Below are 26,078 nucleotides of genomic sequence, written 5' to 3' on the forward strand. Positions count from 1 at the left end.
ACAGCTCACTAGTACACTTTGCTCTTAATTATCCGTATTAGAGTTTAGCGTAAAATAAGAGGAAAAATTTTAGATAAGGAAAACCCATGAAAAAAAGCTTATTACTGCACTCAAGTATTTTATTGAGGGTAATTTTTTGTGGAGTCAGTCAATATTCATGGTGTACTGGATACCTATTAGATATGTATTTTCAGAATTAATAATAACCTGATAAATACTACAAAATTACGACATTTTTACTGGTTTTTTTTCAAAAAAGGAATCTCTGTAGAGAATCGTGCACTTCGTGCATCGCGTTCATATCCCTGAGGTTCGCACAAAAGATGATACAGTTCAGGCCTTCGGCCATGGATCCACCTCATTCCTGTGGACATAGTAAGTAATTCCAGATCAAGGCAAGCCGTTATCATGGTATTTTCAAAAGAAGTAGTTTCTTCAATAATACGACCATAGGGATCGATAACCATAGCATTGCCTGTACGGATTTCTCCGTTATCCAACCCAACACCATTGCTGAACAAGATAAATAAACCATTATCATGTGCCCGTGCAGGCAACCAGCGCATTAACCAGCCGCGGCCATTATCGCCACGAAATGCAGCCTCCAGAGCATCTGGATTTTTGTGCCTGTTTTCCCAGAGAGTAACCGGAATTGGTTTCATGCCGTAAGGGCTACGAGAATTAGTGCCTCCCGTCTGGTGAGGAGCCATCAGGATATCAGCACCAAGAAGTGCTGTTGCCCGTACATTTTCAACCAAATTGTTATCCCAACAGATAAGAACTCCAACTTTTATGTCCCAAGGGGTATCAAACACAGTAAAACTATTCCCACTAGCGAAGTCAGGGCGCTCAAATGCATGAAGTTTGCGATGCACATGTATCTGACCATCGGGCATACATACCGCGTAAGCATTATAAAATTGCTCATCTTCGCCCAGTTCGATAAGTCCTGCGCCTATTGCCATTTCATATTTTTTTGCTAGTAAAATGATACGTGACAAAGATAGGCTACCATCAATTCGTTCAGCCAGAAGCATCACTTCTTCGCCTGTAAGATCTGGCACATGCCAGTAACCGGTAATGCACATTTCAGGGAAAGCCAGTATTTTTATATGCTGTTCTCCAGCCTGATGAATGAATTCTTCCATAACCGATAAGTTATATTGCTTGTCATTAGCTCGGTGGCAGAACTGAACGGTGGCTACCTGAATACTCTGTTTCATAACACGTCTCCTCAACCAGAAAGTGATGAGTATTTCACCAAATAGACAACGCACTGTATAATCACAATTTTTCTGGATTTGATAACTAACTGGAATGGATATAAAACTATTACGTGCATTCGCCATTCTGGCTCAGAAAGGGCAATATCGCGCAGCGGCGGAAATTCTTTGTCTGACACAACCGGCTCTGACAAAACAAATTCAGACACTGGAGAATCTTGTCGGATTTAAATTGTTTAAACGTGGGCGTCACGGTGCCAGACTAACAACTGCTGGGCAGCAACTTTTGTCTAGGGCTTGCGAATTACTCAAGCAGCATGATGATTTTGGCGAATTTGTGAGCCAGATGCAGAAAGGAAATGTTGGTAAATTACTTCTGGGATTTGGTGTATCGGCATTTCAGCTTGCTCCCGTCAAGGTAACAGCTTTTCGCAACTTGTTTCCTGATGTGGAAATTTTCTTGAACGACATTCCTTCCGAAGTGCAATACCAAATGCTACTGGAAGGCCAACTTCAAGCTGGGTTTGTACGTCTTCCTGTACCGGAGAAACTGAAAGCAGAATCACTAATGGAAGAAAAACTGGTTCTTGCTGTAAATACAACGCTTCACATAGACCCAACCAATATTCAGAATGTACTGAATGCACATCAACTCCTGCAAATTTCGCCACATCGCGGGCACAGGCTAGTGGCTCAGATAGCCATTTTTCTCAGAGAAAATAAGCTTAATGCCCGAACTGTATCTGCTGCTGACGATATTCAGACTTTACTGGCACTGGTTGCTGCCGGAAATGGGGTTGCTTTACTACCAGCCGGAGTCAATCATATTTTACCTATGGGCGTAAAGCTCGTGCCCCTCGACGGGATATACACTAGGTGGCAGATAGGGATCGCCTGGAATCCAGAGATTAAGGATTGCTTGCGGGATAATTTTATTAATATGGTATTGACGCCCTCTCTACTTTAAAGATTCAGTCATGCAAAGCCTTACCTTCAAAATCTGGAGATTTTAAGAGTTGATTATGAAAAAAATCATTAACCAACTCTTACTCTATTTTTCAGCAATGTTTTTTAGTATTGCGGGTTACTTCACCAGAGCTTCCGCAGTATCATTTTTACCCTTTGGCTGCTTTGCCATTTGATATGTCACTAATGCTCCGGTTGAACAAATAAACATAGTGAGAGCAATTCCTGACAAGGTTCCATTATTTAATAAACCCACTAATAAACCTGCAAATCCACCAAACAGATACTGAATCATCCCTAAAACAGCAGATGCAGTTCCTGTTTCAGCTCTTGAGACGCTGTTCATCGTAACGGATATTCCATTCCCGAATAATAAGCTGAGTGTTGCTACTGACATAAATAACAATGGAATGACTAAGTATATTGATGTCAATCCTGTAGTTACCGAAATCAGCAATAGCATGACAAAAAACAGGTTAGCCAATAAAGACCATTTCAGCACAACAGCAGCTTTATAGAATTTCAGTAGTTTCATATTAATGAAACCGAAGAAGACCATACCAACCGCATTGGCTGCAAAGAAATAACTGTATACTTTAGGTGTGAACCCAAAGTGATTCAGGAAAATAAATGCCGATGAATTTATATAGGCAAATAATGTCCCCATAACGAAACTTGAAGAAAATACATTCATAAGGAAATATGAATTTTTAGTAACTTTAATATACGAATATAATTGCTTTGACAGGCTACCTGTTTCCCTGTTCTCTTTCGGCAGAGATTCTGGAATAAAACGATATGCAGCAATAAGCGTGAAAAACGATAAAGCAAATAACATCAGGAATATCGCTCTCCAGCCAAAAACAGAAAGAAGGATACTACCCAATGGCGGAGCAATTATTGGCCCAATCACAACGATTTGCATCAAAATGGTAAAGAGTCGTGCCGAAGTATGTGCATCACATGTATCAGAGATGATTGCCCGAGGGACGACTAAAGTAACAGCTCCTGATAACCCTTGAACAATTCTGCCTATATTGAAAAGCACGATGTCATCAGTAGTTGAAGTGAGTAAAGAGGCCAGTGAAAAAATAAGAATACCTAATAATAAAGGTGTTCTTCGTCCATAATAATCAATCACCGGCCCTAACATTCCCTGCCCGATAGCTAACCCTACTAAAAACAGGGATAATGAAGTTTCTACCTTAACAAGCTCTGTATTTAAACTTTCTTTTATCGCATTAAATGCTGGCAAGTACATATCGATTGCCATCACATCAAAAGCAGTCATTAACGCCAACAAAAACAGGGCAAATGCCGGTATTTTATTTTGCTCAAATCTACTCATAACCTTATCTAATCTTCTCTATGCTGCTCGAAAATGATAATTGTACATAAGTACAATTATTCACACAACCGAGCTGAACACTGTGGAAGATAAAAACTCACGTGCAATAGAGTTATAAACAGAAGATTGTTTTTGGTGGAGTAAACTCCTTTCCGATGAATTTATTGCTTCCCTGCCCGTCGCTGCGTATCCTGAAATTCATCGAGCTGATACATACTCAATCTGACAAAATTTTGCTGATAAATGGCCTGATGTACTCTTTTTTGCTGAAATTACTATCTCCGGTTAATAGAGACTGAAGAAAGAAAGCATCCAAAACAGCGGTGAGCGCTTTGGCTTTTGATTCATCGTTAGTGATGTATTGAGAAATGATGTCTTTTGTTGCCTGCATCCAGTTAACGGCAAGTGGCCTTAAAGATGGCCGGGAGATAGCCGCAACGTAAAGCTCATATTCTGACTTTAAGCGTGAATAATCTGCGAATGTCCATGAGATGAACTCCGTCAGATTTTCGGCCGGATCTTCAAATAGCGACTCTTGAAACCAGTTATGTGACAACTCTATGAAGTTATTAAAGTATTTTTCTAGCGCTGCGCTTAACATATCATCCAGTGTTTTAAAATAATATGTTGTTGTTCCAAGCGGAACCCCTGCTTCTGATGCCACTGCCCGATGATTACACTCATAAATACCATCCCGGCAAATAACGATCTGAACGGCATCAAGAATTTGATTATATTTTGCTTTTCCCTTTGGGCTAAGTTCCTCATACATATCTGCACACCAATCTAATATCTTACTTTTTAAAAGGTCGTAGAAAATAACATTATTTCAATTAAAGGCAATACACCAAACAGAATTCGGATTTCATAGCGATGAAAGGCTTCATCCCTGAAGCCACGCATCTTTCGTCGTTCACGATAAGATTTTATCCATAAAACTGGCTGATACTCTCTTTTTCCTGACCAGATACGATGACATTGAGTAGTCGTTCATAATATGTAGACAGGCTATCAATCGTCTCTTCTGTATACAGTTCCGGGTTGTAATTCAGCTCACACTCTATACTTTCCGGCATATATAATAAATTCATCCCGAGTGATTCAAAAGGAATCACTTCAACTTCTATCAATTCAACATCAAGATTTGGCAATGATAATTTTCCATCTTTAGATATATCGATGAAATCATATAAACTTTTAATATCTATATAATTGAACACAACATTAAAAATATTATCTATTATTTTTTCACCCACAGAGTCAATTAAAGAAGAAATGTGGGCACTTGAATTATCTATGGCACTATAAATATATTGACTGACCTGATTAATAATTTCTTGTAGGCTCATTTCTTTACTTATGGTCGATTTGACCATAATATCATCCAAAAATAATCCTATTGTTTGATACATTTCTATGCGAGGACGATCAGCTTTTGGTGAAGAAGTGATATGTTTAGACCCCCCGTAATGCATAAAAAGACATGTATGAAACAACGCCATAAACAACATATATGGCGTAATATTATGATCTTCACAATATTGTAAAACAACTTTATTTAGTGAGTCTGGAGTTTTAATTAAACGGGCATGAGACCGATATTTTGTCGCCGGATGTTTGCTGAAGGAAATTGGAAACTCGCGTTCAGCAATAACATCTGAAAATTGTTTCTGCCAAAATTCAATCTGTTTTTTAACTGCCTCAGTAGTATGACTTTGTTGTAAATAATAAATATAACCAGAATATTGCATGGCAATTGGTGCTAACGGATTTTCTTGTCCAAGTGAGTAGGCCGTATATAATTCTTTAAACTCATTCATAATGATATTGACAGACCATCCATCGGAAATAATATGATGGATATCAATCAATAATACCGTTATTTTTTCCGATATAGGAATTAAGAATGTCCTGATTAGTGGATCATTGTAAACATCAAAAGGTATTCTTAATTTAGTTTGCCAAAGTTTATTAACTTCAATACCAATTTTTTCCTTCGCCATTCCTTTTGAAAACTCTTTGATAACTTGAAGGTTTATTTTCATGCTGTTATCAGGCTGTATGAAGATCTGTTCATCTTCCTTATAAAATTTAAAACGTAAACTTTCATGTCGCTCTAAAATGGTATTTAAACTTTTTTCCAAAACACAGTGATCCAGCTCTCCCTCCATTAGTAGAGCAATTGGTACGTGGAAACAATCCTCCAATAATTTTTCTTCAACAAAATGCCAAAACATTTTCTGGCTATAAGAAATAGGCACTTTTCCATTAGATATTTCATGCTTATCATTGTTGCGAATCTCACCCCGAACAACGTGTATTTTAGTTTGTTCTTCTGAATCAAGCTGATTAAGAAAATCAATCAACTCTTGTTTATGTTGTTTCCACTTATTGAGCAATTCAGTGGGAATGCTGTCACGACTGGTTTCGTATTGTAACCGATTGTTAACAACAAATAGAGTAATCCCCTGCTCTAACGCTTCATCCACAATCTGCGCTGCATCTATCATATTTCACCTCTTAAATATTCCTGAGATGAATTTTGCTCTGCCTGAAAATGTTTTCTTTTTTCTTTGAGAAGATGAATGGTGATAATTTGCGATAATTGTTCAAGTGTCGGGTGTTCAAACACGCTTCTTAATGGTACTTCTATTCCTAAATCGTTGCGTATCGAACTAATAAAACGAGTTGCCTGAAGTGAGTGCCCTCCGAGAGTGAAGAAATTGTCATAAATGCCGACTTGATTAACGTTAAGTAATTTTCTCCACAACTGACTGATCTTAATTTCTATTTCACTTCTAGGAGCGACATAGGTTTGCCGACGTAAATCATCTTCATTTGGGACTGGCAGCGCTTTTTTATCCACTTTGTTATTTAACGAAAGTGGCATTCGTTCCAGAGGAATATAAAGGCTGGGAACCATATACTCTGGCAATTGCTGTTTCAGGGCCGATTCCAGTAATTCTGAAAGTTCGCCATTAATGGCAGAGATTTGCGGATAATTCGCCAAATGTACCTGATTGTATTCAGTACGCGCCAGCACAGGAGGTAATTCGCCCCGGCTGAAAATAATATCCAGTAAATCAGGTTGCTGTTGTGACCATGTCACGCCACACTGATAACCGCATTGTTCAGCATATTGCAGTAAGGATTCGAGTTCCTGAATCTGTTTTAATGCTTGTGGAGAAAAGCTGCTGGCATTTTCCGGGGGGGTGATTATCTGGTTGGCGGGCCAGTGGCGTAACCCTTCTGCCAACACAAACTCATCTTTAATTCTGACATTAGGAATACCTGAAATACCAAATGTCTCTTCTGTTCCTGCCTGTAGTCTGTTTTTCAGGTTTTCCAAAGAATCAAAATTGTGCCAATTTATCGAACGTTCACAGAGAGATCCTGTATTTTCATCTCTTTTATGTAATATGACGTCATAGCGATAACGCATCATTTCATTGTCACCCACACCCCGCTTCACCAGAATATCAACCCGGCTGATTTCTGGGTAACGTTCCGGCAATTGGGCAAAATAAGTTGGGCTGAGTAAAAATTCCGGTTCCTGCTGTAAACGCCGCTGAATACGATTTGCCAGCGAACCCACCTGAATACGTTGTCCATTGAGACGACTTTGTTCTATTGCAGTCGCGTGAGCGGTTAAGAGATCTAAGTTGCGGATATCGCCCAGCAGAATTTTTCCTCCTGCTGTCAATGCAGGTATTATTTGCTCAAGCATTTTTTCCAGATACTGAACATTAGGGAAATACTGGACAACGGAGTTAATTACGACAGAATCAAATTCGCCAGTATGTAATGTTCCTGAATTGAGAGCATCCCCTCTTCTGAGTTCCACATGTGACCAGCCACGCTGTTGCAGCATATGTTGGTGACGATTTAACACCTCAGACGATATATCGGTAGCGACTACTGATTCACATTGTTCAGCATAGCGATATAGCAATAATCCACTACCACAGCCAATTTCCAGTAAACGGTGAGGATTCAGGGAGTCAATCCGCTTCATTATGTCAGCTAACCATTCTTCCATTTGTTCAACGGCAATTGGCTGTTCAGTGTAACTGTTCATCCAACCACCAAAATCACTTTCTGCTGTCACTGCATTATCTGTGTGGTCTTTTTGTGTATTATCCGTTTGACGGTATTGTTCATCAAAAATTTCTGTCCAGTTATCTACACTGTGTGCGTTAAATTCAGTGGCTTTTTTACCTAACCACTCTGCGCTTGGGCAAACATATGCAATGAGTTTTTTATCTTCATCCTGCCCATAAGCGATCACAGAAGCGCTACTTAAGGCGTTATGCTTACTCAAAACAGATTCTATTTCACCTAACTCTATACGATGGCTACGAATTTTAACCTGAGAGTCAATGCGACCGATAAATTCTAATTGACCATCGTGTGTCCAGCGAACTAAATCGCCAGTACGATACAGTCTGTTTTCCCGCTCATTCGTTGAATGTGAGCTGAATGGATCACGAATAAATTGTTTTGCTGTGATTTCCGGTGAGTTGCGGTAACCCCGTGCCAATTGAACACCACCGATATGCAACTCTCCGATAACTCCCATAGGAACCAGATTACCTTCTGGATCAAGAACCCGCATGACTACGTTAGGTAAAGGTTTTCCAATAGTAATACGTTCGTCAGTTAATAAAGCCGTAGTAACGATAGAGGTACATTCTGTCGGGCCATACACATTGAACAATTGTCTATTCTGCGACCATTGAACAGCGATTTGCGGCAGCACGGCTTCACCGGCCAAAAGTAGTGTTGAAACAGAACGCCATTTATCAAAATTAAGATGAGGAAGCAATGCAGGTGGTAAAACTGCATGGGTTACCTGATGTTTTTCAACAATTTCATCCAACAATTCAGGGGAACGCCGCTGAGTTTCAGAAATAAGATACAGTGTTGAGCCATAGGCTAATGTCATAGACATTTCCAGAATCATGGCGTCAAAACTCCAGGAGGCGAACTGCAATACACGAATATTTGAGTTAACGTCAAATAAAACATCCTGTGAGAGAGCCAGATTAACCCACCCTTTATGCTCCAGCATAACGCCTTTCGGTTTGCCGGTTGAGCCAGAAGTATAGATGACATAAGCCAGATTATTTTCTGTCAGTGGATATGGCCGCTCATTTTCGGTGATATTACCCCTAGGCATTTGTTGTAACTGCAATTGTATCGTATCAGTATCTAAACAAATGACTTTCTGCTGCGTGATAGGCAGTGTTTCTACCTCTTGCGTTTCAGTCAGGATAAATTCAACTTCACTGTGCTCTAACATGTATTGAAGACGGGCTTTAGGATAGCTAGGGTCTAAAGGTACATAAACCCCACCCGCTTTAAGAATCCCCAGCAGCGCTACAACCGCCTGTAATGATCTTGGTACACAAAGCGCAACCAACGTATCCGGTTTAATACCCTGCTGAATCAAGTAGTGTGCTAATTGATTGGATTGCTCATTTAACGACTGATAACTCAGAGAATCAGTACCAAAGATTAATGCATTTTTTTCAGGGTGTATTGATACCTGATCTTCGAAGAGTTCGTGGAAACATTTCCCTGTTGGGTAAGAAACCTGTGGCTCGCCCCACTGATGAAGTAAGGTGTTTCGTTCAGAGTCTGCCAGTAATGGAATATCATGGACTGATGGTTCGCTGTTACCGGTATGATGATTCATCACATTAACAATGTTAGTCAACAATGTTTCATAATTGGCTAGTAGTCTGTCAAGGGTTGCTATATTGAATAGGCTGGTATCCGCGATCCACTGAATTGATAGCTCACCTTCACTTTCTTCTTCATATATATGGACTTCCAAATCAAATCGAGTTGTCAGAAGCGAGCGCTCACCATCTTCAATCACACTGCCTTGATCCAGTGTTGTATTGCGCTGGTTATTCTGCACAGCAAACATAATCTGGAAAATAGGGTTATGATTTAAGTTTCGTTCCGGGCTCAGTTTTTCCACCAGCATTTCAAAAGGCAGATCCTGATTTGCATAGGCATCCAGAATAGTACGGCTATTCTGTTTTAACAGTTCACTGAATGTCAGCTGACCAGATAAATCCGTCCTGATTACCATTGAATTGACGAAAAAACCAATCAGGGACTCTGTATCCCGGTGTCTGCGCCCGGCCAGCGGCATGCCAATCAGAATATCCTTCTCATTACTGTAGCGACTCAACAGTACGGCAAATGCAGTTTCCAGAAACATAAATAATGTCACGCCCTGTTTTGCGCACAGTGCCCTGATTTCCTGAGTCAAGCTCTTTGAAATACGCTGTGGATGTAAAAATCCTTCAAGATTCTGTTTTTCTGGTCGGGGATTATCCAGTGGAAAGTGGTGAACTAACGTCGCACCAGATAATTGGTTTTGCCAATAATTAAGTTGTTTTTCCAGTATATCGCCTTGCAGCCATTCTCTTTGCCAACGAGCGTAATCAGTATATTGGACATTTAACGGTGGCAGAGGGTTTTCTTCACCTCGGCAATATGCCCGATATAGCGAGAGGATCTCATGAAGAAAGATCCCCAGTGACCAACCATCACAGGCAATATGGTGGATCGTATAGAGAATCACATAATCATCTTCTGCCAATTTTAATAAGCGAAGACGTAGCATCAGGTCTGTACTGAGGTTAACAGGTTGCTTCCATTCATTTTCACCGAGTTGTTTAACCCGATATTCTTGCTCGGTTTGTGAGAGTGCGGTTAGATCGTAGTGTGTAATGGGCAAATCATAAGAATCAGAAATCACTTGACGTGGTTCGTTATCAATTATTTTAAAATGAGTACGTAAAGATTCATGGCGTTTTAGCAATTCCCCTACTGCCATTTCAAAGGCTTTAAGATCGATTGATTCACGTAATCTGAAATCGCCAGAACAGTTATACTGAGGGCTACCTTCAGTAAGCTGGTCAATTAACCACAAACGCTGTTGAGCAAATGAAAGTGGGTAATGTTCAGCACGCTCATAACGAGGTATATCCTGTAATCGGTGATTATCCGATTCTTCTTCTGATTCAAGCTGAGTCAGAAAATCAATCAATTCTTGTTTATGCTGTTTCCACTCTTCAAGTAATTCAGATGGAATACTATCACGATTGGTTTTATATTTTAGTTTATTATCGCTAACAAATAGAGTAATTCCTTGATTTAAAGCTTCGTTCACAATCTTAGCTGCATTTTTCATATATGACCTTCCAATAGTTTTTGTGTTTTTTCTTGCTCAGTCTGGAAATGTTTTCTCTTTTCTTTCACAAGGTGGATCTCGATGATTGTTGATAACTGCTCAAGTGTCGGATGTTCAAAGACACTGCTTAGTGGTATTTCAATCTCCAGTTCATTGCGTATTGAACTGATAAGACGAGTTGCCTGGAGGGAATGACCGCCCAGTATAAAAAAGTTGTCATGAATACCGGGCTGACTGATACCCAGCACTTCTTCCCATAATTGGCCGATTTTTTTCTCTATTTCATTTCTTGGTGCAACATAATCTTGTTGATGAAAATCACTGCTATTCGGCGCTGGCAACGCTTTTTTATCCACCTTGTTATTGAGTGTCAGTGGCATTTGCTCTAGAGGAATATAAAGGCTGGGAACCATATATTCGGGTAATTGTTTTTTTAGTGCAGATTCGAGTAATTTTGAAAGTTCAGCTTTAATCACTGAGTATTGGGAGATATCTTCGGTATCAAATTGCAAGCCTCTTTCTTCCAACCAGCTGATAGTCGGGCAAACATAGGCAACCAACCTTTTATCTTTGTCTTCTCCATATGTAATAACTACAGCACTACTTAAAGCTTCATGTCCACTCAGTGCGGTTTCAATTTCTCCTAACTCAATCCTGAATCCTCTTATTTTGACCTGAGAGTCAATCCGACCGATAAATTCGATATTGCCATCAGATAACCAACGAGCTAAATCTCCCGTTCGGTATAAACGTTGAGGCTGGGATTCATCCGTTTGTTCATTGCAATATTTAATAAATTTGATTGCGTCCATTTCAGGTGCATTCAAATAGCCGCGCGCCAGTTGAACACCACCAATACATAATTCTCCCGCAACACCAATAGGCACCTGATTCCCTGATGGATCAAGGATACGCATAAGAATATTCGGCAACGGTTTCCCGATTGTAATTTTTTCATCAGTTAATAAGCTTGAAGTTACGATGGCTGTACACTCTGTCGGGCCATATACGTTAAACAGCCTCCTATTCTGTGACCAGTGAACAGAGAGTTGTGGAGGTACAGCTTCTCCCGCTAAAAGCAAGGTTGAAACAGAACACCATTTGTTAAAGTTCAGGTAAGGCAATAAAGCAGGAGGTAATACAGCATGGGTGATTTGATGTTTTTCAACGAGTTCGTCCAGACATTCAGGAGAATGCTGCTGGGCTTCTGAAATTAAGTAAAGTGTTGCGCCATACGCCAGTGTCATAGATATTTCTAAGATCATGGCATCAAAGCTCCATGACGCGAACTGTAATCCCCGGCTATGCGTATCAACACCAAATAATTTCGCTTGTGACAGTGCCAGATTGACCCATCCTTTATGCTCCAACATAACGCCTTTCGGTTTTCCGGTAGAGCCGGATGTATAAATAACGTAAGCCAGATTATTTTCCGTCAGCGGGAATGGGCGTTCAGTAATATTGTCGATAGGCATTTGCTGCAATTGTGACTGTATTGCCTCGGTATCCAAACAGACAATTTTCTGCTGACTAATCGGGAGTTTTTCTATCAGACTCGTTTCTGTCAGAATAAATTCTGCTTCGCTGTGTTCCAGCATATATTGGAGACGGGATACCGGATAATCAGGATCTAACGGCACATATGCTCCCCCGGCTTTAATGACGCCCAGCAGTGCAACTAATGCGCGTATTGAACGGGGAATACAGAGTGCAACTAATGTTTCTGGTTTAATCTTTTGTGCTATCAGATAGTGTGCCAGCTGGTTAGCCTGTTGGTTCAGCTCCTGATAACTCAATGAATCACTACCAAAAACAACGGCGGTTTTTTCAGGATATCCGGCAGCTTGTTTCTCAAATAACTCATGAAAACAGCCACTATACGGATTATATTCCTGTCTCCCATTCCATTGGGATAAAGTATGTATTTCAGCTTCAGTTAGCAGTGGAATAGCATGAACAGAAAGCTCTTTATATATCAGATCTGAGCCGATACGTGGCTTCATCATGCTGACAATATTAGTAAGCAGCGTTTCATAACTGGCAAGCAATCTTTCAAGAGTAATATCGTTAAACAGACTACTGTCATAAACCCATAAAAGGGATAACCCGCCACCCTCTTCTTCATAAATATGAATTTCTAAATCAAACCGGGTTTTCAAAAGTAGACGTTCTTCGGTCTCAATATTATTATCCCGCACCAATGTCCCATCCCGCTGGGTATTTTCCAGCGTAAACGCAATTTGAAATACAGGGTTATAATTTAGATTCCTTCCCGGACTGATTTTCTCTACCAACATTTGAAATGGCAGATCCTGATGTTCATAAGCATCGAGAATAGTGCGGCTATTTCGCTTTAATAATTCACTGAATGTAGGCTGGCCAGATAAATCGGTTCTGATCACCAGAGAGTTAACAAAAAAACCAATCAGAGGTTCAATGTCATGATGAGTTCTTCCTGCAAGCGGCGTTCCTACCAGAATATCTTTTTCATTACTGTAACGGCTCAGTAAGACAGCAAAAGCAGTCTCCAGAAACATAAATAATGTGACTTCATGTTGGTGACATAATGTTTTGATCTCCTGCGCCAGATCTTTTGAGATATGTTGTTCTTTAAGAAGCCCTTTGAAGCTCTGTTGTTCTGGCCGTGGATTATCCAGTGGAAAACGGTGCAACGGAGAAATACCTGATAACTGGTTATTCCAGTAATCCAGTTGTTTTTCCAGAATATCCCCTTGCAGCCAATTTTTTTGCCACTGAGCATAATCACTATATTGGATTTTTAGTTCTGGTAACGGGTTGGTCATTCCCTGAGAGTAAGCCTTATATAATGTGATAAGTTCATGAATAAAGATTTCTATTGACCAGCTATCACAAGCAATATGGTGGATGGTATAGAGAACGACATAATCATTTTCAGCTCGTTTTATTAGCCGAATACGTAACATTAGGTCAGCACTAAGATTAAAAACTTGGTTATCCTCTTCTTTGCTGAATTGTTGAATATGGTGTTCTTTCTCATTTTCAGAGAGCATCGTCAAATCATGCTGCGTGATAGGTAAATCATAGGAAGTCACCAGAACCTGCCGTGGTTCATTATCTATAACCTTAAAGCAGGTGCGTAATGCTTCATGACGTTCGAGTAATGTTTTTACCGCCGCCTTAAAGGCATTTACATTGAGTTTTTCCCTTAATCTCAGATAGCCGGGGCAGTTGTATTGAGGACTGCCATCAGTAAGTTGATCGATAAACCACAAGCGTTGCTGAGCAAATGAAAGTGGATAATGCTCAGCATTACTATTTCGTTGAATATTCTGCAATTGATATGTTTGTGTTTCTTCTTTTGCATCGAGTTGTTGCAGGAAATCGATCAAATCTTGCCTATAGTATTTCCACTCATTTAATAATTCTTCCGGGATATTATCTCGGCTGGTTTCATATTGTAATCGGTTATCAGCCACAAACAGAGTAATCCCTTGATTTAAAGCCTCATCCACAATTTGAGCGGCATTCTTCATATGTCACCTTTTATATGAAATAATTTAAAACATATTTTATTAATCTTTTTATATAAAAGATTAATCCATCAAATGAGTTTGTTTTAATTATTTTTCTTCAGAAGGATAAATGACCTTATATTTTTAATGTGAACTTTAACAAATATTATAAGGCTATTTTTCTTGCGGCTTTAAATGGAGCGAGGTTGTTACTTTTATGTTTTTAAGATTTAGATTGTTTTGTTGTATTTTTTTCATGGCATTCAATTAATAATAAGAATCGATTGATGTTTATCTTAACATACCATCATTAAAATCCATCAAATTTATTGTTTGACTTGGTTATCAAAAACAAAATAAAATCATAATATTTTTTAATAGATAAGTAATTATAAAACCTATGTTAAATTTGATAATGGAAAATGGAAAAGGAACCTCATCCATAAGGATGTTTTTATTTATATATTTACTCTTTACCCATTCTATTATTAATTTTCTTCTAAATATTTTAGTGGTAAAAATTACTGATTCGCTCTTTTTCCCAACCTGACACAATAACGTTCATAAATTTTTCATGGTTCATCTGTAACTATTTTTATAGTGAAATATTTCACCACAAAATATGATTAAATCACACCTCATAAATAGAAAAGGATCTCACCTTCACATGTTCAATTAAAAGTCAGAGTATAATTGGAGAATCATTTTAAGAATTAAAAAAATCGCCTTGAATGTTGATTCAAGGCGATTTTTTTAATTTATGGGTATTTATGTTTATAGTGCGCGTAATATTGCATCAACACTTGCTTTTGCGTCACCAAATAACATTTGTGTATTATCTTTAAAGAACAGTGGATTTTGTACGCCTGCATAGCCGGTATTCATCGAGCGCTTGAAAACAATCGCATTTTGCGCTTTCCAGACTTCCAATACAGGCATTCCCGCAATCGGGCTGTTTGGATCTTCCTGTGCAGCCGGATTAACTGTGTCATTGGCACCAATAACCAGAACGGTATCTGTTTCAGCAAAATCATCATTGATTTCGTCCATTTCTAAAACGATATCATAAGGTACTTTGGCTTCTGCCAGTAATACATTCATATGACCCGGCAAACGTCCCGCCACTGGATGAATACCAAAACGAACATTGATTCCTTTTTCTCTCAATTTTGCTGTAATGTCATGTACCGGATATTGAGCCTGAGCAACAGCCATACCATACCCTGGGGTAATAATGACTGAAGTGGAATTCCTCAATAGTTCAGCGACCTCTTCTGCGGTTGTTTCTCGATATTCTCCCATTTCCTGATCATCGCCCGTTGAGACGCCATCACTACCAAAACCCCCAGCGATAACGCTAATAAAGGAACGATTCATCGCTTTACACATAATATAAGAGAGGATTGCCCCTGATGAACCGACTAAAGCACCTGTTACTATCAACAGATCATTACTCAGCATAAAACCAGCGGCAGCGGCGGCCCAGCCTGAATAGGAGTTCAGCATGGAAATCACAACCGGCATATCTGCACCGCCAATGGATGCAACCAGATGCCAGCCAAATGCTAAGGCAATCGCAGTCATGGCTAGCATGACAAAAACCTGTAAACCGCCACTCTCCGTTTTGATAAAGATAACCATTAGTACAAAAGAGACAATTAAAGCGGCCAGATTAAGTTTATGGCGATGAGGCAGCATTAATGGCTTTGAGGAAATTTTCCCGCGTAATTTACCAAATGCCACAACTGAACCAGTGAAGGTTATTGCACCGATAAAGATCCCAAGGAAAACTTCTGTCAGATGAATGTTTTCCATAATGGCATCAGCAAAAATATCATGGGCAATAAAACTGTTGAAACCTACCAAAACAGCCGCCAGACCAACAAAACTATGTAAGATGGCAACTAATTCGGGCATTTCCGTCATCTCTACTTTCTTAGCGAGACGAATACCAATAACTGCACCAATAATCATCGCCAGAATAAGCCAACCCACTTTTCCTGTATCAGGCCCCAAGATAGTCGCTATCAGGGCGATCGCCATTCCGATAATGCCAAAGATATTGCCTCGTCTCGAACTTTCATGACGTGAAAGACCGGCGAGACTGAAAATAAATAAGATAGCAGCAACAATGTATGCCGCAGTGACTACTCCGTTCGACATAAGTTACCCCTTATCCTTTCCGAAACATTTTCAGCATACGTTGTGTAACAGTGAAGCCACCAAAGATATTGATACTGGCGATCAGCACTGCAATGAAAGAAAAGAAACTGATCCAACCACCTTCACCTATTTGCAACACGGCTCCGACAACGATGATCCCAGAGATAGCATTGGTAACTGACATAAGTGGAGTATGTAATGAATGACTGACATTCCATACAACGTAGTACCCAACCACGCAAGATAGAGCAAATACGGTAAAGTGGGATAAAAACTCTTTTGGCGCAACATTTGCCAGCCAGCCAAAAAGAATCATTGCCAGCGCCAGTAATCCATATTTCAGCCACGGAGATTTGGGCTTTTCAACAAGTTTATCTTCTTTCCTGATGGGTTCAGGCTTGGGAGGTTGCGCTGAGACCTGAATTGGCGGCGCTGGCCATGTGATCTCACCTTCTTTAATAACGGTAACGCCACGGATAACGACATCGTCGAAGTCAATAGTAATCTCACCGTTTTTCTCTTTGCACAGCAATTTCATCAGGTTAACGAGATTGGTACTGTACAACTGTGATGACTGAGTAGGTAAACGGCTGGGTAAATCGGTATAACCAATGATCTTGACGCCATTATCTGTCACAACAAGTTTGTCGGCTTCTGTCAGTTCACAGTTTCCGCCATTTTGTGCAGCCAAATCGACAATGACACTACCCGGTTTCATCGATTCAACCATTTTTTTAGTAATCAACTTTGGTGCTGGCTTACCCGGAATTAACGCTGTTGTAACGATAATATCCACTTCTTTTGCCTGAGCAGAGAAAAGTTCCATCTCCGCCTTGATAAAGGCTTCTGACATCACTTTTGCATAACCGTCTCCGCTACCGGCTTCTTCTTTAAAGTTCAATTCAAGGAATTCAGCGCCCATGCTTTGCACTTGTTCCTTAACCTCAGGACGAGTATCGAAAGCACGAACCACAGCACCAAGACTACCTGCTGCTCCAATGGCTGCAAGGCCCGCAACACCAGCACCAATAATCATAACCTTAGCGGGTGCTACTTTACCGGCAGCGGTAATTTGCCCAGTGAAAAAACGGCCAAACTCATGAGCGACTTCAACAATGGCACGATAACCAGCAATATTCGCCATTGAGCTCAAAGCATCCAGTGACTGAGCGCGGGAAATTCTCGGAACAGAATCCATTGCCATAACGGTAATATTGCGCTCTGATAACTTATCCATTAATTGAGGGTTCTGTGCTGGCCAGATAAAACTAAGCAGCGTAGCGCCTTCCTTCATTAAGGAGATTTCGCTCTCTTCCGGCGCGTTGATTTTAAAAATAATATCTGATTGCCAGACTTCATTATTTTCTGCAATCACAGCCCCTGCTTTTTGGTAAGCATTATCATCAAAACTGGCTAGATGCCCTGCTCCTGACTCAACGACTACATTAAATCCCAATTTCAGTAATTGCTCTACAGTTGACGGTGTAGCAGCAACCCGAGCCTCATTGGGGTATCGTTCTTTTGGTACACCAATATGCATAATGTTTCCTTCTCTAAGAATGAAATATTGCTGATTATTACCTGCTGAAGCTAATTTAACGATTCGATTGTTGTTATTACTACTATCAGTAAAACCTATCAATGAGATTTATCAACAAAGCACTCAGTGATAACAAATGAAATAATATCACATGAAAAATACAACATTGTGGATAATCGTTTTTGTAGAAAGCAAAACAACCCTTAATGTAAGCCATGATGCTTTTTATATAAATCGCTATTTTTATTAAAATTATTAGCGACATCTACCAAAAATAGGTAAGCAGTTATTTAGATAGAATAAATTTTTGCGACAATTAACATTATTACATGCAATAATTGCAAGCTATGTGATAAAGAACAATGTTCAGCACGTTATAAATATTTTAATGCGCAAGGCGAAAGGATTTTTTATGAAGCTGAAAACTACGATCATCGCAACAGCGATCTTCTCCTTAACGACAATTACCACGGCAAATGCGGCGAAAGAATTAACACCAGAGAAAGCTGCTGAGATTAAACCCTTTGAACGAATTACAGTAACCGGGCGTTTTAATGCGATCTATGAAGCAGCCGATGCTGTTTCCCGTCAGGCTGATAAAAAAGGCGCTGACAGTTTCTATATTCAAAGTCTGGATGATTTTAATGGAAGCGGTAATTTACGTGTTGTTGCTGACCTATATCATAAGGATGCAGAAAAAGTAGATAAGACGACTCAATATCGTATTTATCGAGGAATTAAAGAACTGCCTAAAACTGAAGCTATTATTCTGGAACCTTTCGATACAGTAACCGTGAGTGGTTATTTCCCGACTGACCCCGACCTGAAAGAAGCTCTCGCCAAAGCAGCTAAAAAGAAAAATGCTGCGTCTTTCTTTATTGCCCGTGATATTGCACCAAACAATGGAGGTAATCAGGTCGTCACTGCTTATGTCTATAAAGAGGATGCGCCAAAACGTCAGGTTCAGTCTAATAAGGCGGTGATCCCGGCTGATTCTGAAGCAGGACGTCAGGCTTTAGCACAAGGTGGAGAAGCTGCTGAAAAAGTAGAAATCCCGGGTGTCGCTTCATCAACATCAACCAGTAATATCGTTGGTCGTTTTTTTGAAACCCAGTCATCAAAAGGTGGGCGTTACACTGTAACTCTACCGAACGGAACCAAAATAGAAGAACTGAATAAAGCCTCTGCCGCCCAAATGGTACCTTTTGACTCTATTACTTTCTCCGGTTATTACACAACTGCGCCTGAAGTCTCTTATCAGGTCGCTAAGCGTGCCGCAGAAAAAGGGGCAAAATATTACCATGTTACTCGTGAGTGGCAGTCTAATGGTGGAAACGTTACCATTAGCGCAGATCTGTTTAAATAACAGCCTCACCAAAGAAGTATGCATTAATAATGTGTACTTCTTTTATTCTTCCTCCTCTGTTGCTTTCACATCTATATATCTACTTTTTGTAATATCTATAAGATTCATTATCTGTCTTTTAGTTAAATAATTTCCCAAAATGTTTATCTTTTGTTTATTAAAAGTAAAATAAATTCTATCTTATTAATAATGTTTATAATATGAACATTAACCTCCTTTTTGAAATAGCATCCCTGTCACCTTAGAAATTGTCTCTGTTGACTGTACCATTTCATTACTACTGTGATATCACTGACAATCCGATGAATATCAAACGTCAGAAAACTATTTTTTGTTTATTTCATTAGGAAATGAAGATTTTTATGCATAAATTTTGTGTTTTTTTGCATAATTTTCCATTGCATACAGCCCTTTCACTCCGTAAAATCCCCCTGTTTTTAGATTTAACCACTGAATATTTCTGCATTCCATCGCATGGATGCAATAAATGTCCAATATGTGTTCGATATTCAGAATAAGTGTTCTGGCTAATCGTGTTGATTTTATCTGACTTTTAGGAACGTATCTTTGGAAAAAAAATTAGGCCTCACTTCTCTGACCGCATTAGTCTTCAGTTCAATGGTTGGAGCGGGTGTATTCAGCTTGCCACAAAATATGGCAAACGCAGGAAGTCCCGCTGCCTTAATGATAGGTTGGGGGATCACAGGCATAGGCATTCTCTTTTTAGCCATTTCTTTACTTTTATTGTCTCGTTTGCGTCCTGATTTGGATGGCGGAATTTTTACCTATGCCAGAGAAGGTTTTGGTGAATTAGTCGGGTTCTGTTCTGCATGGGGATATTGGTTTTGCGCAATCATTGCTAATGTTTCTTACTTAGTCATTGTCTTTGCTGCATTAAGCTTTTTTACTGATACCGAACATTCCGTAATTTTGGGCGATGGGAATACCTGGCAGGCGTTGATCGGCGAATCTGTTTTGCTTTGGTTTGTTCACTGGCTTGTACTCAGAGGCGTACAAACAGCGGCTGGCGTCAATAAATTAGCAACAATGGCCAAGCTGTTACCTTTAGGGATATTCATTATTCTGGCCATCATGGCCTTTAAAATGGATGTATTTACATTTGATTTTACTGGCATTGAAATGGGGGTTCCTGTCTGGGAACAAGTCAAAAATACCATGCTGATAACCCTATGGGTTTTTATTGGTGTTGAAGGTGCAGTTGTCGTTTCAGGTAGAGCTAAAAGGCGTAAAGATATTGGAATTGCGACCTTACTGGCTGTGATTTCAGCATTAGGCGTTTATGTGCTGGTTACCCTGCTCTCTCTGGGTCTGGTCACCAGACCGGAACTGGCTGCAATACGTAATCCTTCTATGGCAAACCTGATGGTAGGATTAATTGGCTCAGCAGGCCAGTTCATTATTGTTGCGGGTTTAATTGTTTCTGTCTGTGGTGCTTACCTGAGCTGGACAATCATGGCGGCAGAAGTACCCTTCATTGCTTCTTTACATAACTCATTTCCTAAAATATTTAGCAAGCAAAATGACAAAAAAGCGCCAGCATCTTCATTGTGGATCACAAATGGTGCTGTTCAGGTTGCTCTGGTTTTAATCTGGTTAAGTGGAAGCGATTACAATACCCTGCTTTCTATCGCATCAGAAATGGTGCTCGTACCTTACTTTTTAGTCGGTGCATTTTTAGCAAAAGTTGCTTTTGAGCGTAGTAACCGCGTCTTACTATTTATTGCTACAGGTGCTTGCATGTATGGCTTATGGCTGCTTTATGCCTCTGGCTTAATGCATTTGCTGCTTTCGGTCATCCTATATGCACCAGGATTACTTGTTTTTCTATATGCACGCAAGCAAATGGATGATAGTAGTAGACTGAATAAAATAGAGAAATCTGCAATTGCTGTTTTATTATTGACTACAATTCCTTCTACATGGTTACTGATGCACTAAAATATTTACAGCATATTTCCTAAACTGCATTCTTTGTTAAAGATAGGGAGAGAAGTTGTTCTCTCCCCTCCAACAATCCTCAAAATATTTCTTTTTGTTTTTTCCTCGCGCCATTTTTTGAAAATAAACCTCGCTAAGCTTTTTTGTACTCGGTATTAATGAGTGTTATTTTAGGTTTCTTTCAAAAGTATGTTGTAACTAACATTGGGCTTTATTGGAGGTAAAATAACCTATACATAAATATTTATTCAGTTTCGCTGTTACACTATTTTTTAATAGTATTCATCATACAAATCATGTCATACCAGTTATTATTAACAGCCAGTTAACTTGAGTTGGTTTGAAGTCTTGCTTTTTTTGAAAAAAAATAGCTTAAGAAGCTGACTAATGCTAAATATTAGGCATTAATGCTAATTTTGCGACTTGCGTCACAAATAAATAATATTTAGTTAAATATATAGGAAAAATATAAAACTACAAAAATAAGCACTTTTATCTTCATATTTATTTTCTGAGATTTCCCGAAATTAATAGTTAAACTTATAAAATAGAATAAAAATACATTCAAGATTGAAAAATATTCAATTTTCTGAATTACAATTCTATTAATGGAAAGTTGACGGAATAATGTTTCGAATATTGTGCTTTGTCGAGTTATTATTTTGACCTTTGGTAATTGATCGCTACTATATGCTTTGCAATATCTGTCGGATAGAGAACTTTGGTATCTTCTTGTACCGTCTTTCAGATATCAACTTAGACTACTCATTTGCTGTATTATATTTGTACGGCTTTAATGTTAATTAAATCAGCTATATCCCTGCTGTATTCATACACCAGGGATGGGATATATTAAAAATGAAAACCAAGTTAATTATTTCATCCTTATTCATTTCATCTGTATTTATGCCTTTAGCACATGCGGAAGATGGACAAATCAAATTTAAAGGAAAAATAATCTCTTCTTCATGTGAAATTACTCAAAATACCAAAAATCAGACCGTAAATATGGGGGAAATTAACACTACCGCATTTAACGGAATCGGTAGTACCGCAGCTGCAACACATTTCAGTATTAAACTTACTAAGTGTCCAGAAGCTAATAAACATGCTAGTGTTAAATTTGATGGACAGCCTGATAATATTAATAAAAATCTTTTAGCGCTAGAAAATACAGCATCTGGAGCCGCTGATGGTATTGCTATTGGCATTTATGAACCGAATAGTAACACTCCAATTGCCATGGCAAGATCCTCTTCTCAAAAAGACATCAAAAATAATGGTGCTGAGCTGGAGTTTGTTGCTAGGTATGTTGCAACTAAAGCAACAGTGACTCCGGGTACTGGTAATGCAGTAGCTAGCTTTACTATCGACTATAACTAAAAATATATAATAAAATATTTAATTAAGAACTATTACCATTCACTATAACCAGTGAATGGTAATAACAACTCAATTACATTAATTAATATATAACCATAATAAATAATATTATCGGAGTATCTATTTTGAAATACTTTCGTATTTTGATTTTTATTATCATCTGCACTTTCAGCATTAATACTACTTTTGCTGGTGTCATTATCGGTGGTACTCGTGTTGTTTATAACGGTGACAGAAAAGAAACATCTATCTCTATCAGTAATCCGGAAACAGATATTTCTTATCTTATTCAATCCTGGATTCAGGGAGAGAATGATGAAACTAAGACACCGTTTATTGTTACTCCCCCACTTTTTAAATTAACAGCCGGAAATGAGACAGTATTACGAATTGTAAAAACCGGTGATAATTTACCAGCTGACAGAGAATCTCTATTCTGGCTAAATGTTAAATCTATTCCGGCAACAGTAAAATCTGAAGAAAATCAGTTACAAATCACTGTAAGATCACGCTTTAAGTTATTTTACCGCCCCACTCAACTGGCAGAAGACGCTTCCATTGCCTATAAGGCACTGAAATTCAAGGTTGAAGGCAACAAACTGACAGCCGAGAACCCTACACCATACTATATTTCTTTTGCTTATCTTGGCATTGGGAATGCTTCAAAAAACCATGAGATCCAGACAGCCGGTATGCTCCCTCCTTTTGGTCAGCAGAGCTGGGATATTCCTATTAAAAATATCAATCAGGTATCCTGGAAAACCATTAATGATTTTGGCGGAATAACACCTGAAGAAAAGCATATTTTTTGAGTATAACTTTCATACAATCTATCAGGACTAGAAAATGATTATGGATAACAGCCGCCATTATCTTCAATACAATATTTCTGATAATTTGGTGTTATTTTTCAAACCAATAAAAGCATTCTTATGTATATTGGCAACAATATGGCTTTTGTTTTCCGATAAGGTTTACGGAGAAGACTATTTCAATATCAATGCACTGGAAACACTTTCCGGCTTTCCCGAAGATATTGATTTGTCAATTTTTATGCAGGACGATCAACAGCCGCCGGGACGCTATTGGGTCGATACTTATCTCAACAGGGAAAAAGTAGATACCGGTAATGTTGAGTTTGTTCTGGTGAATAATAAGTTATCTCCCAGAATTACCCTAAAGCAGCTAAAAGAAATGGGAGTCAATGTCGATTTATTCCCGGCTTTAGCGGCTTTATCACCAGAGACCGAAATCACAGACCTTAGTCAATATATTGATTCTGCATCATCTTCTTTCGATTTTAACAAACAGCGTCTGGATATCAGTATTCCTCAAGCTGCTCTGCATAACAAAGTAAGAGATTATGTGCCTCCTCATTTATGGCAGCAGGGATTAACTTCCTTACAAGTTAATTATAGTTATAGTGGTTCTACAAATTGGCTGGATGGTCAATCAGGTTCAAACAGTCATAATTTTCTTAATCTCAGAAGTGGTGCCAACTGGGATGCCTGGCGTTTACGAAATTACGCAACTTACAGCAGCCAGAACAATAAATGGCGAAGCCTGAATACTTATTTACAACGTGATATTCATTCTCTGAAAAGCCAATTGACTTTGGGTGATAGTTATACCCCCTCACCTATTTTTGACGGTTTTCAGTTTCGCGGTATGCAACTGGTTTCAGATGATAATATGCTGCCTGATAGTCTGAGAGGTTTCGCACCAACGATACGGGGAATTGCACAAAGTAATGCTCAGGTGACGATTAAGCAAAATGGTTACATTATCTACGAAACCTATGTTCCTCCCGGACCTTTCATCATCAATGACCTGTACCCAACAACTGCCAGTGGCGATTTAGAAATTATCGTTAAAGAAGCCGACGGAAAACAACATCGTTCTGTGCAACCTTTTTCGGCTGTACCTGTGATGCTGCGGGAAAAGAGTCTGCGCCATTCTTTGGCATTCGGAAAATACCGTTCTTCTGCTCAACACAGTAAAACACCTTATTTCGTACAAGGTACAGCCAGTTACGGGCTTTCCAATAATGTCACGCTATACGGTGGAACAATTTTCTCAAAAAATTACCAGTCCATTGCTTTGGGAACCGGTTACAGTCTCTATGATTGGGGTTCATTTTCTTTTGATGTGACACATGCTAAATCAGAATTAACTTCAGATATACGTGCATCCGGGCAATCATATCGGTTTCAATATGCAAAAGATCTTACCCTGACTGGCACCAGTTTAACGATAGCCGGTTATCGTTATTCGACTCACAATTTCTATGATTTCAAAGAAGTTAATGAATTTGATATTACCAGCAATAATCGCTACAACACCAACAAACGCAGTAAACTGCAAATGCATGTCAACCAGTCTTTAGGTGATTTAGGCGGTGTTTATTTATCTGCTTTTCAACAGGATTATTGGTCGCAGAAAGGCTATGAAAGGAATATCAGTGCCGGTTACAGTAACAGCTACAATTCTGTCAATTACACGCTGAATTACTCCTATAATAGTTTGCCGGGAACGAATCATAAAGATCAGATTATCTCGCTCAGCCTACAAATCCCTCTTGATCGATGGCTAAAAAATAGCTGGGCCAGCTATAACATAACTAATAATAAAAAAGGAGATACATCTCATCAGGTCAGCTTAAGTGGAACAGCGCTGGAAGATAACAATCTGGCTTACAGTATTCAGCAAAATTACGATAACCGTAACACAGGTATTGGTGGAAACCTCACTACAGAATATAAAGGTGCTTATGGTCAGGTTGGCGTTGGTTATAACTATAACAGACAATCCAAGCAGTTAAATTACAGCCTCAATGGCGGAGTCGTCGCACATCCCTACGGTATAACTTTCTCTCAATCATTGGGGGATACATTGGTGTTAGTCCGAGCCAATGGCGCTAAAGGTATTAAAGTCCAGAATCAGACTGGGATTGCAACTGACGGGAGAGGTTATGCGATTGTTCCTTATGCCAGTAGCTATCGCAAAAATCGGATCTCTTTAGATACCTATTCAATGGGAGACAATGTTGATATCGATATCAGCACACAAACTATTGTTCCTACTCAAGGTGCTCTGACACTGGCCGATTTCCAGACTCGTATTGGTTATCGCGTTTTGCTGAGCCTTTCTCACAAAGGAAAAGAAGTTCCATTTGGTGCAACAGCTACATTAGTTCAACAAAATGAGTCAGATGAACCCAGCAGCACTATTGTCAGTAATGATGGGCAGGCCTATATGAGTGGTATTCCTGAATCTGGTCAGATATGGGTGAAATGGGGTTATAAAGATACTCAGGAATGCCGGGTTAATTATCAACTTCCAAAAACAATACCAAAATCCGGCCTGTACATGTTAGATGCCACCTGTGAATAACAACTATTGATCATATGTTTGATATTTTTA

14 protein-coding genes are annotated in these 26,078 nt (G+C 39.2%); 6 read left to right on the forward strand and 8 right to left on the reverse strand.

Going from position 1 to position 26,078, the window contains the following annotated elements:
• Positions 1 to 236: 236 nt before the first annotated feature.
• Complete coding sequence (locus AACS92_RS04300; protein WP_099110108.1) at positions 237 to 1,223, reverse strand: nitrilase family protein; 987 nt, start codon at positions 1,221 to 1,223, stop codon at positions 237 to 239.
• Between the two features lie 94 nt (positions 1,224 to 1,317).
• Here AACS92_RS04300 and AACS92_RS04305 point away from each other — a divergent pair, with 94 nt between their 5' ends.
• Positions 1,318 to 2,190, forward strand: coding sequence for a LysR family transcriptional regulator (locus AACS92_RS04305; RefSeq protein ID WP_099110109.1), 873 nt, complete (start codon positions 1,318 to 1,320; stop codon positions 2,188 to 2,190).
• A 117-nt stretch (positions 2,191 to 2,307) separates the two neighbouring features.
• Here the strand turns inward: AACS92_RS04305 and AACS92_RS04310 are convergent, their stop codons facing one another.
• The 7 genes from AACS92_RS04310 to pntA all read right to left on the reverse strand — a co-directional run bounded on the left by AACS92_RS04310 (position 2,308) and on the right by pntA (position 17,947).
• Complete coding sequence (locus AACS92_RS04310; RefSeq protein WP_099110110.1) at positions 2,308 to 3,537, reverse strand: multidrug effflux MFS transporter; 1,230 nt, start codon at positions 3,535 to 3,537, stop codon at positions 2,308 to 2,310.
• Between the two features lie 217 nt (positions 3,538 to 3,754).
• Positions 3,755 to 4,309, reverse strand: coding sequence for a TetR/AcrR family transcriptional regulator (locus tag AACS92_RS04315; protein ID WP_099110111.1), 555 nt, complete (start codon positions 4,307 to 4,309; stop codon positions 3,755 to 3,757).
• 154 nt (positions 4,310 to 4,463) lie between these two features.
• Entirely contained in the window at positions 4,464 to 6,047 is a 1,584-nt protein-coding gene (locus AACS92_RS04320) for a condensation domain-containing protein (RefSeq protein WP_099110112.1), read from the reverse strand.
• Positions 6,044 to 10,750, reverse strand: coding sequence for a non-ribosomal peptide synthetase (locus AACS92_RS04325; protein ID WP_099110113.1), 4,707 nt, complete (start codon positions 10,748 to 10,750; stop codon positions 6,044 to 6,046). Before AACS92_RS04325 ends, AACS92_RS04320 begins: the two co-directional genes overlap by 4 nt.
• Positions 10,747 to 14,265 (reverse strand): non-ribosomal peptide synthetase, encoded by a 3,519-nt coding sequence (locus AACS92_RS04330; protein ID WP_099110114.1) that lies wholly within the window; start codon positions 14,263 to 14,265, stop codon positions 10,747 to 10,749. Before AACS92_RS04330 ends, AACS92_RS04325 begins: the two co-directional genes overlap by 4 nt.
• A 753-nt stretch (positions 14,266 to 15,018) precedes the next feature.
• Positions 15,019 to 16,407 carry a Re/Si-specific NAD(P)(+) transhydrogenase subunit beta gene (gene pntB, locus AACS92_RS04335; RefSeq protein ID WP_099110115.1) on the reverse strand — a complete coding sequence of 463 codons (1,389 nt, stop codon included), beginning with the start codon at positions 16,405 to 16,407 and terminating at the stop codon, positions 15,019 to 15,021.
• 10 nt (positions 16,408 to 16,417) lie between these two features.
• Entirely contained in the window at positions 16,418 to 17,947 is a 1,530-nt protein-coding gene (gene pntA, locus AACS92_RS04340) for a Re/Si-specific NAD(P)(+) transhydrogenase subunit alpha (protein ID WP_099110116.1), read from the reverse strand.
• Between the two features lie 412 nt (positions 17,948 to 18,359).
• Between pntA and ydgH the strand changes: the two genes are divergently transcribed.
• From ydgH to AACS92_RS04365, 5 genes are all read left to right on the forward strand, one after another.
• The gene (gene ydgH, locus AACS92_RS04345; protein ID WP_099110117.1) at positions 18,360 to 19,313 is read left to right on the forward strand and encodes a DUF1471 family protein YdgH; all 954 of its coding nucleotides are present in this window, start codon (positions 18,360 to 18,362) and stop codon (positions 19,311 to 19,313) included.
• A gap of 567 nt (positions 19,314 to 19,880) precedes the next feature.
• Positions 19,881 to 21,272: a basic amino acid/polyamine antiporter gene (locus AACS92_RS04350; protein WP_099110118.1), complete on the forward strand. Its 1,392-nt coding sequence runs from the start codon at positions 19,881 to 19,883 to the stop codon at positions 21,270 to 21,272.
• Positions 21,273 to 22,130: 858 nt separating this feature from the next.
• The gene (locus AACS92_RS04355) at positions 22,131 to 22,655 is read left to right on the forward strand and encodes a fimbrial protein (protein ID WP_099110119.1); all 525 of its coding nucleotides are present in this window, start codon (positions 22,131 to 22,133) and stop codon (positions 22,653 to 22,655) included.
• A 125-nt stretch (positions 22,656 to 22,780) separates the two neighbouring features.
• The gene (locus AACS92_RS04360; RefSeq protein ID WP_241537943.1) at positions 22,781 to 23,467 is read left to right on the forward strand and encodes a fimbrial biogenesis chaperone; all 687 of its coding nucleotides are present in this window, start codon (positions 22,781 to 22,783) and stop codon (positions 23,465 to 23,467) included.
• Between the two features lie 34 nt (positions 23,468 to 23,501).
• Positions 23,502 to 26,048: a fimbria/pilus outer membrane usher protein gene (locus AACS92_RS04365; RefSeq protein WP_241537944.1), complete on the forward strand. Its 2,547-nt coding sequence runs from the start codon at positions 23,502 to 23,504 to the stop codon at positions 26,046 to 26,048.
• Positions 26,049 to 26,078: the final 30 nt, after the last annotated feature.

This window comes from Xenorhabdus sp. KJ12.1 (assembly GCF_963876495.1).
GTDB lineage: Bacteria > Pseudomonadota > Gammaproteobacteria > Enterobacterales > Enterobacteriaceae > Xenorhabdus > Xenorhabdus stockiae.